Annotated in this window: 10 protein-coding genes; 3 read left to right on the forward strand and 7 right to left on the reverse strand. The window is 46.0% G+C overall.

Annotation, left to right across the window (positions count from 1 at the left end):
• Positions 1 to 165: 165 nt before the first annotated feature.
• From F0364_RS25385 to rpsF, 5 genes are all read right to left on the reverse strand, one after another.
• The gene (locus F0364_RS25385; protein WP_153800632.1) at positions 166 to 945 is read right to left on the reverse strand and encodes an ABC transporter permease; all 780 of its coding nucleotides are present in this window, start codon (positions 943 to 945) and stop codon (positions 166 to 168) included.
• Between the two features lie 20 nt (positions 946 to 965).
• Positions 966 to 1859: an ABC transporter ATP-binding protein gene (locus tag F0364_RS25390; RefSeq protein WP_153800633.1), complete on the reverse strand. Its 894-nt coding sequence runs from the start codon at positions 1857 to 1859 to the stop codon at positions 966 to 968.
• 191 nt (positions 1860 to 2050) lie between these two features.
• The gene (gene rplI / locus F0364_RS25395; protein WP_153800634.1) at positions 2051 to 2497 is read right to left on the reverse strand and encodes a 50S ribosomal protein L9; all 447 of its coding nucleotides are present in this window, start codon (positions 2495 to 2497) and stop codon (positions 2051 to 2053) included.
• Between the two features lie 153 nt (positions 2498 to 2650).
• The gene (gene rpsR / locus F0364_RS25400) at positions 2651 to 2917 is read right to left on the reverse strand and encodes a 30S ribosomal protein S18 (protein WP_153800635.1); all 267 of its coding nucleotides are present in this window, start codon (positions 2915 to 2917) and stop codon (positions 2651 to 2653) included.
• Between the two features lie 3 nt (positions 2918 to 2920).
• Positions 2921 to 3274: a 30S ribosomal protein S6 gene (rpsF, locus tag F0364_RS25405; protein WP_153800636.1), complete on the reverse strand. Its 354-nt coding sequence runs from the start codon at positions 3272 to 3274 to the stop codon at positions 2921 to 2923.
• Between the two features lie 1225 nt (positions 3275 to 4499).
• Here rpsF and pckA point away from each other — a divergent pair.
• From pckA to pbpC, 3 genes are all read left to right on the forward strand, one after another.
• A complete protein-coding gene (pckA, locus tag F0364_RS25410; protein WP_153800637.1) occupies positions 4500 to 6107 on the forward strand; it encodes a phosphoenolpyruvate carboxykinase (ATP) in 1608 nt (535 codons plus the stop codon).
• Between the two features lie 210 nt (positions 6108 to 6317).
• Positions 6318 to 6665: a VOC family protein gene (locus F0364_RS25415; RefSeq protein WP_153800638.1), complete on the forward strand. Its 348-nt coding sequence runs from the start codon at positions 6318 to 6320 to the stop codon at positions 6663 to 6665.
• 99 nt (positions 6666 to 6764) lie between these two features.
• Positions 6765 to 9233 carry a penicillin-binding protein 1C gene (pbpC, locus tag F0364_RS25420; RefSeq protein WP_153800639.1) on the forward strand — a complete coding sequence of 823 codons (2469 nt, stop codon included), beginning with the start codon at positions 6765 to 6767 and terminating at the stop codon, positions 9231 to 9233.
• A gap of 445 nt (positions 9234 to 9678) precedes the next feature.
• On the opposite strand, the gene F0364_RS25425 is transcribed toward pbpC, so the two are convergent.
• Together F0364_RS25425 and F0364_RS25430 are read right to left on the reverse strand one after the other, a co-directional pair.
• Entirely contained in the window at positions 9679 to 11274 is a 1596-nt protein-coding gene (locus F0364_RS25425) for a RagB/SusD family nutrient uptake outer membrane protein (RefSeq protein WP_153800640.1), read from the reverse strand.
• An 18-nt stretch (positions 11275 to 11292) separates the two neighbouring features.
• Entirely contained in the window at positions 11293 to 14382 is a 3090-nt protein-coding gene (locus tag F0364_RS25430) for a SusC/RagA family TonB-linked outer membrane protein (protein ID WP_153800641.1), read from the reverse strand.
• Positions 14383 to 14415 lie beyond the last annotated feature (33 nt).

Here is a 14415-nt window from a genome sequence, read left to right on the forward strand (position 1 = left end):
ATGCCGGTTGCGCAATCTGGCGTGTAAAAGCAGTGCCGTTATTACGGGAGAACATTTGTACTGCACCGCTATACCGGGCAGGGGAATGCCAATCTCTACGCATACTGTTTATAACAAGCAGAACAATATATCCTTCAACAGCTAATTAACTAACGGAGGTAAAGATTACAAATCATCTTTTTCAAATTTGCGTATTGCAAAAAAGCAGTAAAGGCCAATGTACAAAAGGCATACAATAAGCAATGTTATTTCTGAAGGAGACTCTTTATAAAGAATATTCTTAAATACAGTGTCAGGAATCAGTACATCGCTGGCTTCAAGCGGCATGTAATAAAAGAAACTATGGCTGTCAAGCAATTTGTTATCAATCCAAAGGCCCAGCAGTTGTTCAAAAATAATTCCGTATAAAAAGAAAATAGCTAATGCTAATCCACTTCTGCGTAGTAGCACAGCGAGTATCATGGCGAAAAATAAATAGCAACAGGCCTGTATAAAGCAATAACCTATAAAATGGATGCCATCTGCTGAAAAGTATCCATTGGAAGAAACACCGTAGATAATTGCTATAATAAGGCAGAATATTGTTGTGAGTAATGCAAGCACTAAACCGAACAGTATTTTGGCAATAATAAATTGTCTTCTTTCGTAGCCGTCAATAATATTTTGCCGGTGTGTTTTAAATGTATATTCATTGGAGATTATCAGTATCATCAGCATTCCCGGAAAGTACATAAGCCAACTGCTTACCCAAGCAATGGTTTGATAAATCTTCGGGTAATGGTAAGGCAGTAATTCAAACGGTATGCCTTCTTTATGTATCTCGTCCTGAAAATAATGTAGTATGTAGTTAATGCTAAACAGGCCAACGAGGTAAAGGCCAAGAAAAATCCAGAAAGCTTTGTAGTTTTTTACTTTAAGCCATTCTATTTTAAGCAGGTGTAACATATAATGTGGTTGGATGGTTATTAATTACCGGTAAGTTCAAGAAACATGGCTTCCAGGCTTTTCTTTTTTAACTGCAGGTGGTTAAGCACAATGCCGTTATCAAAACAATGGCGGTTAATGTTTTCAAGGCTGCCAGCAATGCCGCCGTAATGCAACTGTATAACAGTATCTGTTTTGGTAAGGGAGGTGTAACCGTTAAGTGATTGTAACGCTGTTTCCAGCCCATCCATGTTAGCGGCGCCAACCTCTACAATATCTTCATTTACCAGTACCTCGCTTACCTTACCGGCAGTAAGCAGGTTGCCCCTTTTTAGTATGGCTACATGGGTGCAAACTTTCTCCACTTCATCCAGCAGGTGGCTGGCCATAATAATCGTTTTTCCTTCAGTAGCCAGGCGTTTAATCAGGTCTCTTATTTCTGCTATGCCAACCGGGTCAAGGCCATTGGTGGGTTCGTCAAATATCAATACATCAGGGTTGCCCAGCAGGCAGGATGCAATGGCCAGGCGTTGTTTCATACCCAGGGAATAGGTGCTGAACTTGCTGCTTTTTCTTTCGTACAGGTTTACTTTTTTCAGTACATCATCAACCTGGTCAAATCCTTTGCCTTTAATTTCAGCGGCAATGCGCAGGTTTTTATCAGCAGACAGGTAATGGTAAAAGTTAGGCGTTTCCAACAGCGTGCCAATTTTCTTGCGCATTTCGGCTGAAGAAGGCTGTCCGTAAAATTCAAAGCTGCCGGAGCTGGCCCGCAGTATGTTCATCACAATACCCAGCATGGTTGTTTTGCCACTCCCGTTGGGCCCCAGGATACCAAACACGCTGCCTGCAGGCACGCCGAAGGAAACATTGTTGAGGGCCAGGATATTGCCGTAGTATTTAGTGATCCCGTTAAGCTGTAGTACGTTTTGCATGCTTTGTTTAATTTATCAAAAAGGGGTGATAAACCTAAGGTATAATTATTCCGATAACAAAATGAAAATGAGAAGGGAAGTTATATGTATGGTATAAAACGTTTAGATACGGTAAAAATTTCTTTTGTTCCAGGCAACAACAAAAAAGCCACCCGTAAAAGGTGGCTTTGCTATTTTAAAGTGGTAGAAACTTATTCGCCTACTACTTCAAATTCAATTTCGGTAGTGTTGCCACCGCCAAAATCAATAGAAGCTTTGTAAGTGCCCAGTTCTTTCACTTCATCTACAATAGAAATGCGCTTGCGGTCAATCTCATAACCTTTCTGGTCGCGGATGGCACGTGCAATTTGTAAAGATGTAACGCTGCCAAAAATTTTACCGCTGGTACCGGTCTTAGCGCCAATTTTAATGGCAGACTCTTTCAGTACTGCAATTACGCTCTTAATTTCAGCCAGCATAGCGGCTTCTTTCTTAGCCTTAACTTTCAGTTTTTCTTCCAGTTGTTTCAGGTTAGAAGGATTGGCTTCTACCGCGAATTTCTGTGGAATAAGATAGTTACGGGCATAACCGTTACGTACCGGAACCAGTTCGTTTTTCAGACCCAGGTTATCTACATCCTGAATTAATATTACCTGCATGTTGTTTGTTTTAGTTCCCGGCGCCCAATCTTAGATTGTGACTGTCTCCCGCCATGCAGCAGGATTAGGGATGGTTACTAATAAGAGGGGAGTAGCCAGTGATAAAAGGCGAGTGGGGTGTTTTCCCACTCACCACTCGCTATTCACTAATTTCTACTTCAATAAATCCGTTACATACGGCAACAAAGCCATCTGGCGTGCTTTTTTAACGGCATCGCTTACTTTGCGCTGGTATTTTAAGGAGTTACCTGTTAAACGGCGGGGTAACAGTTTGCCCTGCTCGTTCACAAATTTTTTCAAAAATTCAGTGTCTTTGTAATCTACGTACCTGATACCGTATTTTTTAAAGCGGCAGAATTTCTTCTTGGGCTTTTCCGTTTTAATCGCGGTCAGGTATTTAATTTCATTTGCTTTTGCCATGGTTTAAATCTCCGCTTTTTCGGTTCCGGTAGGTACGCCACTTCTCTTTTTTGCATTGTACTCAACGGCGTATTTGTCGAGTGCTGTAGCCATGTGACGCATAATGTTGTCGTCACGGAGAATCTGAATCTTCAGTTTCTCATTGAAGCTGGATGGCGCTGTGTACTCTAAAACCCAGTAAATACCTGTGGTTTTTTTCTGTACAGGATACGCCAGTGATTTTAGTCCCCAGGGATTGCTGTGCACTACAGTTCCACCGTTTTCAACTATAAAGTCGGTGTACTTTTTCTGAGCCGCTTTAAACTCGTCTTCAGAAAGCACAGGGGTAAAAATCACCATCAATTCGTAATTGTTCATTTTCCCTGTTTTAGGTTTAAAAATAAATTTTGGAGCGCAAAGGTAAGGGAATGCCACCAAATACGGGCATTCCGGGCTTTTTTAATTTAAAGCCTTTACAACCTTGGGCGGCGGCTGCGCCCAATATGGTTTGGGTTAAGCTGCTGCCCTTAGTTTATTAAAGGTTCAGGGGGTGCCCCCAAGCTATCGCAAGGGGTCGGGCTTTCCGCTATTACTCCGGCGCAAAAGCCGTGCTGCCATGGCCTCACCGGGGTAACCGCTTCAATCCCTCACCCGCAGGTGTAACAGGCCGCTGCTTTTGCAGGCAGGCTGTAGTGCAATTGCCATACCACAAGCAGTATAAAAATGTGCAATAGCATTGTTCAACCGCATTGGGTTGGCAGGCCATTATCAAATGCCAACTCCGGAGTTTTATCCGGGCTATTTACATTCAGCCTTTCGGGCTATTGAACATTTTTATCCTGTAGATACTACAATATGCCCCGTAGAGGCTTAATGTTTGTAGCTTAAAATGAAGCCCACGGATTTTATTGCCCTGTAAGGGCTGCCCTTTTTAAACACACCAGGGTAGCCCCTATGGGGCATACCATTCCATATCTTTTTATTCTACAAACAGGTAGTGCCTACGGCACAATAATAGCAGCCTGTTTGAATAGATACCACAATATGCCTCGTAGAGGCTAAATGTTTGTAGCTTAATTGAAACCCACGGATTTTATTGCCCCGTAAGGGCTGCCCTTTTTAAACACATCGGGGTAGCCCCTACGGGGCATACCATTCCATATTTTTTATTCTACAAACAGGTAGTGCCTACGACATAATAATGGCAGCCTGTAGATACTATAACCGTTTATGCCGCCTGCGGCGCCGGAAGTAATAGCTATGCACGGCAGCCTTTACGTAAATAATTACGCTGTGTCACCACCGCGCCAGGGATAGCAGTGAAAACCCCGCTGAAGGTTTTGTGCCGTGGCTTTGTGGCGGAGTTGTAACGGATAGCCCGGTGCGCCCTTCAGGCGCAGGCGCCCTGTAAAAAGTCTGTATTTTTTTAAATAATTCAGCGTTTAGCATAAAAGAATTGCAGCCGGTAAAATTTATACGGCATGCTTTGCCAATTATCTAATAATTGCCCGGTTTGAGGAAAGAGAATCTATTTTTTCCGAATTATAAACTAACATTAGTAAGTATTCGAGGCTTAATTTTGCCCTCTAAACTACTTCTTGCTATGCCGTATACAGATACTATGTTCCCACCCGAAGAGCTGATACAGCTCGGTCTTTCAACCTTTGACATGATACATTACCAGTTAAGCCCTGGAGAACTTACCCGCCAAACCCTGCGACGCAAAGAAGGTGTTTTAAACAGTACAGGCGCCCTTTGCATTAATACCGGGGAGTTTACCGGCCGCAGCCCGCAGGACAAATTTATAGTGAAGGATGAGATAACTGCTGACGCTATAGACTGGAACAATTTTAACCAGCCCATTGAAGAAAAATATTTTCACCGCTTAAAGTCTGACCTGCTGGACTACCTGGACGCCAGGGAAGAAGTGTGGATAAGGGACGCCTATGCCTGCGACCACCCGGATTACCGCCTTAATATACGGGTGGTAAATGAAAACCCCTGGAGCAACTTATTTGCTTATAATATGTTCCTGCGCCCAACGGAAGAGGAACTGGAAAACTTTAAACCCGAATGGCATATTATACAAGCGCCCGGTTTTAATGCGTGCCCCGCCACACACGGTACCCGCCAGCACAACTTTGCTGTTATTTCCTTTAAGCATAAAACTGTGCTTGTTGGAGGCACCGGTTATACCGGCGAAATGAAAAAGGGTGTTTTTACCATCCTTAATTTTTTAATGCCCCATAATGATAATGTGCTTAGTATGCATTGCAGTGCCAATATGGGTAAAGATGGCGATGTAGCCATATTCTTCGGGCTAAGCGGTACTGGTAAAACTACTCTCAGCGCTGATCCTGGACGTTACCTTATTGGCGATGACGAACATGGCTGGAACGATGAAGGGGTTTTTAATTTTGAAGGCGGCTGCTATGCAAAGTGCATTGACTTGAGCGGGGACAGGGAACCAGATATTTTTAACGCCGTACGCCCCGGCGCACTGGTAGAAAACGTGGGTTTTTATAACAACAGCCCCGAGATTGATTTTAGCAGCAGGATAATAACCGAAAATACACGTGTTAGCTACCCGCTGCATTTTATACCTAACAGCATTGAGCCCGCCAGCGGCGGCATGCCCCAGAACATTTTTTACCTTACCTGCGATGCGTATGGCGTGTTGCCGCCTATAAGCAGGTTAACACCCGGCCAGGCCATGTACCACTTTATCAGCGGTTATACCGCAAGGGTTGCCGGTACCGAGGCTGGGGTAAAAGAGCCTAAAGCAACCTTCAGCGCCTGCTTTGGTGCGCCTTTTATGCCTTTGCACCCAGGTAAATATGCACAAATGCTGGGCGATAAGATGCGGCAGCATGCCGTAAATGTATGGCTAATCAACACCGGCTGGACGGGCGGCGTCTACGGAACCGGTAGCAGGATTAAGTTGTGCTATACCCGTGCCATGATTTCTGCGGCACTGAAAGGCCAGCTTGAAGATAAAAATTTCATTAAACACCCCGTTTTTGGGTTTGAAATGCCCGCCCAATGTCCTGGCGTTCCGGCAGAATTGTTAAACCCGGCCAATACCTGGCCCAGCCGGCAAGCCTATGATAACCAGGCCAATATGCTGGCAAAGATGTTCATCAGCAATTTTGAGAAATATGCCCGTGGCGTTTCTAATGAAATTTTTATTTCGCAACCGGTAGTCGTTTAATTTATTTATATACATTTAACAACTTTTTCATCCTCTGGTAACATTGGATTTAAATAACGGTCCTCTTCGATTGCTATGTCAAAAAACAGGCCCCGCTGCATAAGCGGGGTTTTTAGTTTTGAGAGAGGTAAGAACGGGGCTTTCTACAAAGCTCAAAAATCACTTGCGGAGATTCTTGATTGAAAAAATAAATCCCGAAAACCAAACCGAATGGAGCTAAAACTAATCGTTATTCGTACAGGCAACCCCTCCGCTGTGGCCTCGTTTTACAGCCTGCTTGGGTTTGTGTTTTCTTATCACAAACATGGAAATTCACCGTATCATTATTCGGCTATTGTAGATAATACTGTTTTTGAAGTGTATCCTTTGCAGAAAAACCAGGATGGTGCGGATGGCAGCCTAAGGCTTGGCTTTGGTATTGATAATTTTGACACAGTCATAAAAACTTTGCAAAGCAACCAGGTTGTATTTGCATCAGAACCTTGTGAAACGGATTTTGGTTATATGGCTGTAATAAGCGACCCCGACGGCAGGAAAATAGAGCTCTACAAAAAGTAATGCAGGAAAGCTGTTTTTACAGCAAGAGTGATTTTAACGTTGCCGTAGTAAATTTCAACTGTATTTTTAAACGTGCTTGTTTATCCTAACCACCCAAAGATGCACACGCATTCCGTTTTGAAAAAAGCAGCTTCTAATATCGCCCGCTACTTCACCCATCTGTCCCTTAAATCAAAAATAAAATGGGGCTTGTTTATTGTTTTGCTGATAATTTTCTGGTTATCCCTCCCTCGCCATTTGTTTGAAACGCCCACCAGTTTTGTTATTACCGATAAAGATGGCAACCTGTTAAACGCCTCTATTGCAAGGGATGGCCAATGGCGTTTTCCTTACAACAGGCAGGTGCCTGACAAGTTTGCCAAATGCATTACCACTTTTGAAGACAAGCGTTTTTTTTATCACCCCGGTGTTGACCCGATGGCCATGGGCAGGGCTGTATGGCAAAATATACGTAATAAAACGGTTGTAAGCGGCGGCAGTACGTTAACCATGCAGGTTATAAGGATGAGCCGGGGCAGCAAAAGCCGCAACATCTGGAATAAAATGATTGAGGCTGTGTTGGCTGTGAGACTGGAATGCAGTTACAGGAAAAAATCCATACTGGCGCTTTATGCATCCAATGCGCCATTTGGCAGCAACGTGGTGGGGCTGGATGCAGCGGCCTGGCGCTATTACGGCCGTGGCCCGCAACAGTTAAGCTGGGGCGAAATGGCTGCCCTGGCAGTATTGCCCAATGCGCCTTCGCTGGTGCACCCCGGTAAAAACACTGCCGAACTTTTGCGTAAGCGAAATGAGCTTCTGGATAAACTACAGGCCAATAAAACCATTGATGCCTCTGTTTGCGAGCTGGCTAAACTGGAACCCCTGCCCGGCGCCCCTAAACCTTTGCCGCAGTTAGCGCCGCATTTGCTGGAAAGGTTTAAAAAAGATTACAGCAGTTTTAAAAAAGATGATGAAGACCTGGCAAGCACAGGCATAACCACAACCATTGATATTGGCATACAGCGGCAGGTAAACGACATTATACTGCAGCACCACCGCCAGTTAAAGGCCAACCAGGTAAACAATGCCGCGGCTATGGTACTGGATATAGAGACTGGTAATGTGCTGGCTTATGTGGGTAATGTGTACCAGCCCGGAGATTCATCCATAGAAAGCCATGTAGATGTACTGGCCAGCAAACGCAGTCCGGGCAGCACCTTAAAGCCTTTACTGTATGCGGCGCTGCTAACAGAAGGTAAGTTTTTGCCCAATCAGTTGGTGCCAGACATACCAACGCAGATTAACGGCTACATGCCGGAGAATTTTGACCTGGGTTACGATGGCGCCGTGCCCGCCAACCGGGCGCTGGCCAGGAGCCTAAACATACCTGCCGTAAAAATGTTACAGCAGTACAAATACCAGCGTTTTTATGAAGTACTAAAGCAATGTGGCTTAAGCACGTTAAGCAAACCTGCTCATTACTACGGTATGAGCCTGATACTCGGCGGCTGCGAAATATCTCCTTTTGAGCTGGCCGGTGTGTACAGCAGCATGGCCAGGATGTACCTGCATGAAAAGCAGAATAAAGGATTATGGAACAGCGCAGACTGGCACATGCCGCAATACATTAATAAAAAACAACAGGCTGAAGATGGCATAGTACGGCAAACGGAAATCAGTAACCGGCGGCCGGCAAACGCACTGTTTGATTACCCCTCTCTTTACCACACTTTTATGGCGATGAATGAGGTTATGCGGCCGGGCGAAGAAGGGCTCTGGGGTTTGTTCTCCTCCGCACAACGCATTGCCTGGAAAACGGGTACCAGTTTTGGCTTCAGGGATGGGTGGGCCATAGGCTTTACCAGCAAATACTGCGTGGTGGTGTGGGTTGGCAATACCAGTGGCGAAGGCCGGCCCGGCTTAACAGGCATCAATACCGCGGCGCCGGTAATGTTCGAAATATTCCGGCTGTTACCTTCGGCCAAATGGTTTAACGAGCCTGCCACAGGTTTTGCGGCGGTACAGGTATGCAGGCAGTCAGGCTATAAAGCTGGTGCCGATTGCCCCGTCGCCTACACCATGATAGTGTCAGAGAATGCAAAAAATGCCCCTCTATGTCCTTACCACAGGGTTGTACACCTCGATAGATCGGGTGCTTATCGCGTAACGGAAAACTGCGAATCGCCGGCAGCCATGATTCACCAGCCGTGGTTTGTGCTGCCACCAACTATTGAATACTATTACAAACAAAAGCATGCGGAATACAAAACCTTACCCCCTTTTATGCCTGGCTGTGCCAACGAAACCATGAAACCTTTAGACATTGTTTATCCCGGAGAAGGGGCCAGGTTGTATGTGCCGGTAGATCTTTCCGGCGAAAAAGGCAAAACAGTTTTTACTGCCACCCATCGTAACAGCAAAGGCAAACTTTTTTGGCACCTTGATGATGAATTCATTGGTGAAACCGTACAATTTCATCAAATAGCTGTAAACCCTGTTCCCGGCAAACATGTGTTAACCATTGTGGATGAAAGTGGTGAATCTGTTATAAGAAGTTTCGAGATTATGGAGAAGCAACATCCATAAACCGGGCAAGCGGGTAGTGGTAAATGGCGGGTAGGAGAGAACTTACCAGGTACTTTCGGACAATTCTTGGTTCTGCATCATACTCTGTACACCCTACATTTAACATCTTACATAGAAAAGGTACTTCGTACTTCAAACTTCGTACTTGGCTTTTGGGGGTGCCCCCAAGCTGGGCAAGGGGTCGGGCTTTCCGCTATTACTCCGGCACAAGGCACTGCTGCGATGGCCTCACCGGGGTAACCGCTGCAATCCCTCACCCGGTAGAGACGCAATGCATCGCGTCTCTACAATGAACCGAACGATGAACGGATTGCGACGCAACGATGCTGCTATAAAAAGATGTAGCTGGTATCCAAATTTTTTTTTGAACAAAAATAAATGCACAGGGATACAAAAACAGGCCCCGCTTTTGCAGCGGGGCCTGTTGTAAAGTGTTGTATAAAAATTACCAACCCGGTGTTTGCCTGTAAACATTATTGCTGGCCGAAATAACGTCTGGGCTGATGGGCCAGGCCATGTGTTTAGCGGCATCGAAACTGCGTGCCGGCCAAACGGTTTGAAGTGTGTAACCGGATGAAGGATCGGTTTTGTTGTCGTGAATGCGGCCATGCAGCGGCGCATTAATTTTAGCGTAATCGCCCCATCTTTTCAGGTCTGCAAAACGGTCTGTCCATTCGCAGGCCAGCTCGCAGCGGCGTTCATGTTTAAGGTCGTTTAGTGTAGGGCTTGCAATAGCTTTAAGGCCAACCCTCGCCCTTACTTCGTTTAACGGTGCAGCGGCTTCGCCGTTTTTGCCCTGCTGTATCAACGCTTCTGCTTTAAAAAGCAGGATTTCCGCATAACGCATCAGGGGCAGGTTAAGCATGGTGGTGGGGTAATCGCCATTCTGGTTAATCATTTGGTTGGAGCCAGCCTCGGAGTTGCTGCCGTAAGTGTAAGGCTCCATGTATTTGTTAATCTGGAAACCGGAAAGGCTGTTGGTGGAGTAGTAGCTTCTTTCTACTCCAAAGAACGTAAACTTATCTCCAAATTTCAGGATGGTGGCTTCGCGGCGGGGGTCATTGGCTTCATACTCTTCATACAGCTCTTCTGTTGGCTGAAAGTAGCCCCAGCCGTTGTAGATGCCCCAGCCTTTATTTTCTAAAACAACGCCCATAAATTCAGAACCGCCCTGTGTGCCGGAAGTAACAGACCAGATGTATTCTGAACTCCAGTTATTGTCTATTTTGAAAACAGCTTTATAATTTTCCGCTGGGGTAGCCTGGCCTGTTATTAGAGCCCTGCCACATTCATTTTTTATTTTGTCGCATATCTCAGGAATGAGCGCCCATTTGCTGTTGTCAAATTGAGCCCAGTAAGCATAGGTTTTAACCAGGTATCCTAATGCCGCTGCCTTATGGGCACGGCCCTGGTCTGCAGCGCCATAGGTGCTGAATAAAGGAAGCAGGTCTGCGGCTTTCTGGAAATCGCCGGCAATGATGGCGTAGTTGTCAGTAACAGATGCCAGTTGAGGAGGGATGCGGTAGCCAAACTCTGCATTTTCTACACCATCATAAGGTACGCCCAGGTCTTTGTGGCCCCACAGGTAAGCTATCCAAAAATGGGCAAAACCTCTTACAAAATACGCCTCGCCCAGTGAGCGGTTCTTTAGTTCGTCTGTTATGTTGGTGGCGGTTGCAAGGCCGGCTATTGCCTGGTTGGCCTTATTAACCATAAAATAGAGGTCAGTCCAGCCACCGGTCATGTAACCTTCGCGGCCGGTGCAGATAAAATTTTTAATGTTTTCAGCATCGGCTTTAGACCTGCCCACAATCAGGTCGTCGCTGGCGTTTTGCATCCAGAAAAGGTTCCTGCCCCATGTTGACTCGTACCGTAACGGTACATACAGTGCTGCAATGGATTTGGTTACCATGTCTGCCCCATTCCATTGGTAGGCAGCGGTAGGCGTTCCGTTTGGCTTGGTATCAACCCAGTCTTTTTTGCAGGAACTGAACCAAAGCCCGGCCAGCAATAATATATAGAAAGATTTCACCTGTTTCATCAGAGAATATTTTAAGAATTATAAAGTAAGTTTTACACCGGCGGCAAACACCCTTGAAATGGGGAACTGTCCGCCATCAAAACCAATCCCGCCAACTTCGGGGTCCATACCCGAATATTTTGTAATGGTGATAAGGTTATCGCCACTTATGTAAACACGCAGTGTTTTGTTATTAAGAAAAGTGGGGAAATTGTAACCGATAACCAGGCTTTTAAGGCGCAGGTAGCTTCCGCTTTCAAGGTACCAGTCGGAAGGTGTTTGAAAGTTTTTATTGGCATCGCTTGCAGAAATGATGGGAATATCAGAGCCGGTGTTGGTGGGAGACCAGGCATCCAGTATTTTATCCCACCTGTTGTAGCCCTGCTCAGACGCATTGAGGGTAGACTCTTTAAATGCATGAAACAGTTTAACGCCTGAAACGCCCTGCCAGAACATGCTGAGGTCAAAACGTTTCCAGCTTACATTGGCGGTAAAACCGTAAGTAAGTTTTGGAAAGGAGTTGCCCATATACACCCTGTCGTTGTCATCAATCTTGCCATCATTGTTCTCATCAACAAATTTCAGGTCTCCGGCTTTGGCATTTGGCTGAATTCTGGCGCCATCTTTTCCTACATAGTTCTGGGCATCCGCATCGCTTTGAAAAATGCCTGCTGTTTTTATAAGCCAGTAAGAAAGATAGGGCTGCCCAACAGTAGACCGGTATGGAGAAAGTGTGCCCCTCCATGTGCTGCCATCGGGCCAGTAAGAAGCTGGGTTTTCATCTATGTAGGCTACCCGGTTTTTAAGGGTAGCAAAGTTGCCGCTTAACTGGTAGTTAACGTTGCCGGTTTTATCCTGCCAGGTGGCAGAAAACTCAAAGCCTGTATTTTTTATTTTGCCCTGGTTTATCAGCGGCGCACCAAAGCCGTATGTGTTGGGCCAGTTGGCGGTTTGTGTGGTGATCAGGTTATAGGTAAGCTTATCAAAATAATCAAAAGTAAAAGACAATTTATCTTTGATCAGGCTCACGTCCAAACCGATATCTTTTTGCTCGGCAGTTTCCCATGTAAGTTTGGGATTGTTGAAACTGCCAACATATACAGCCGGGGTTTGGGGAGCGCCGTAACCAACCTGGTAAGTATTATCAGAATTAAGCAGCGGGTAACCATAGTTTACCGGTATGGAGCTAAGGTTGCCGATGCGGCCCCAGCTTGCCCTTATCTTAAGCAGGTCAACCGACTGCATGTTAAAAAATGGTTCCGAGCTTATTTTCCAGGCTGCGGTAACACCAGGCACGCCGATGGTACGGTGACCAGCGGCCAGCCTGCCGGCATTATCATAACGGTAGCTGCCGGTTACAAAATATCGGTCTGCCCAGCTATAGGTAATCCTGCCTACATAAGATAAGTTCTTGTCCTTCCAGTCCCAATCGGTGGGGCGTATATCGGTAAAGTTGCCGGCATTAACAAAGAACTGTGCCCAGGTAGCTTCATTGTCAAAGGTTTTTGCGGAGGCGCTAAAGCCTTTTCCAGAGTTTTCCTGCGCTGTTGTAGATACCATGGCGCCTATGCTGTGCCTGGCTATGTTAAGGCTGTAGTTAAGTGTGTTCTCCCAAATCCAGTTGTATGTTTTATTGGTTGAATAAGACAGTATATTCTGGTCGTTGGGCTTGCCGGGCTCTGTTCTTCTCGGCTGAAAATTTTTGTACAGGGACTGGCCTTGCCTGTAAGAAAACCTGGTAAGAAACGAAAGCCCCTTAACCATATTGGTGATCCGTAATTCTGATACGGATTGTATGTCCTGGGATTTGTTGTACGGCTGGTTGCGCAGTAAGGTAGCTACGGGGTTTACTACATCGCCATGAATACCCAGATAGTCCGAGGTTCTTGGCCCAACCCCGCCAAAACTGCCATCTTCATAATACACAGTTGCAGAGCGTGGCATGTATATAGAAGACAGGATAGTGCCGGTGTAACCGCTTTCTGTTTCTGTACCGCGGTTATCATTGTTGTTAAAGAAGAGTTCCTGCCTGAATCTTATATTGGGGTTAAACTGGTAGGCCGCATTAAAACGCAGCGACATATTCTTGGCATACGTGTTTAACAGCGTGCCCTGGTTTTCTTCGTACCTGCCCTGGAAAAGGGTGGAGAATTTATCCGTTCCGGCGTTTAGTGTAATGTTATGCCGTTGTATAAGACCAGTTCTGAAAATGGAGTTCACCCAGTCTGTACGGGTTACCTGGGCATAAGGGTTTTTGGCGGCGTCCCATCCATCCAGCGGCGATAAACCGGCATTGGCAAAAGCCAGGTTAGATACTTTGGCTTCATCCGCAGCAGTTAAAGATTGTGGCAGCCTCCAGGCAGTTTTTGCGCCGGCAAAAGCGGCATACTCAATACTCGGCTGCCCTTTGCCAGCCTGGCGTGTTGTAATAAGTACTACGCCCGCCGCACCGGAAAATGCGCCGTAGATGGCAGCAGAAGCGGCATCTTTCAATATTGTTACAGATTCTACGTCAGCCGGGTTATAGGGGGCGCCGGGCACGCCGTCCACTACAAATAAGGGAGCATCGCCATTGCGGGATCCTGTGCCGCGTATAAACAGGGTGGGGGACTGGTTTGGGTGCCCGCCATTGCTTACCACCGTAACACCGGGAACTTTACCTTGTATCATGCTTACGGCATCCGTTACAGGGCGCTCTTTTATCTGCGCCATGTCAGGCACGGTAGATACCGCTGCCGATAAATCTTTTTTCTTCATGGAACCATACCCAATCACCACTACTTTTTCAAGCATGGCATTGGCCGGCTTTAACGTAACACTTATTGAAATCCGGCCGTTTTCCTTTAGCTCATAGCCGCCCGAAGTGTCTGTAGCGTAGCCAACGTAACTGAAGATAAAGCGGTAGCCCGGACCTGCGGCTAAATCGCTGAAACTGAAAATGCCTTTGTCGTTGGTAACAGTGTTTTTGGAGAATCCCGAAGCTGTATTTTGCAGGGTTACACTTACCCCTTGCAAAATTTCACCGGTTTCATTTTTAACAATGCCCGTGGCCTTGTTGGTATTATTCTGTGCGCCTGCGTAACTGGCGGTAACAAACAATACCAACAGGCAAAGTAATACTCTTTGCATAAGCTGTTTGTGTTAGTATAATTAAAAGATTCA

This window comes from Foetidibacter luteolus (assembly GCF_009650435.1).
GTDB classification, from domain to species: Bacteria; Bacteroidota; Bacteroidia; order Chitinophagales; family Chitinophagaceae; genus Foetidibacter; species Foetidibacter luteolus.

Coding starts and splice junctions, on each gene's coding strand:
- F0364_RS25385 (WP_153800632.1), bottom strand. CDS start 945: ATGTTACACCTGCTTAAAATAGAATGGCTTAAAGTAAAAAACTACAAA.
- F0364_RS25390 (WP_153800633.1), bottom strand. CDS start 1,859: ATGCAAAACGTACTACAGCTTAACGGGATCACTAAATACTACGGCAAT.
- rplI (WP_153800634.1), bottom strand. CDS start 2,497: ATGCAGGTAATATTAATTCAGGATGTAGATAACCTGGGTCTGAAAAAC.
- rpsR (WP_153800635.1), bottom strand. CDS start 2,917: ATGGCAAAAGCAAATGAAATTAAATACCTGACCGCGATTAAAACGGAA.
- rpsF (WP_153800636.1), bottom strand. CDS start 3,274: ATGAACAATTACGAATTGATGGTGATTTTTACCCCTGTGCTTTCTGAA.
- pckA (WP_153800637.1), top strand. CDS start 4,500: ATGCCGTATACAGATACTATGTTCCCACCCGAAGAGCTGATACAGCTC.
- F0364_RS25415 (WP_153800638.1), top strand. CDS start 6,318: ATGGAGCTAAAACTAATCGTTATTCGTACAGGCAACCCCTCCGCTGTG.
- pbpC (WP_153800639.1), top strand. CDS start 6,765: ATGCACACGCATTCCGTTTTGAAAAAAGCAGCTTCTAATATCGCCCGC.
- F0364_RS25425 (WP_153800640.1), bottom strand. CDS start 11,274: ATGAAACAGGTGAAATCTTTCTATATATTATTGCTGGCCGGGCTTTGG.
- F0364_RS25430 (WP_153800641.1), bottom strand. CDS start 14,382: ATGCAAAGAGTATTACTTTGCCTGTTGGTATTGTTTGTTACCGCCAGT.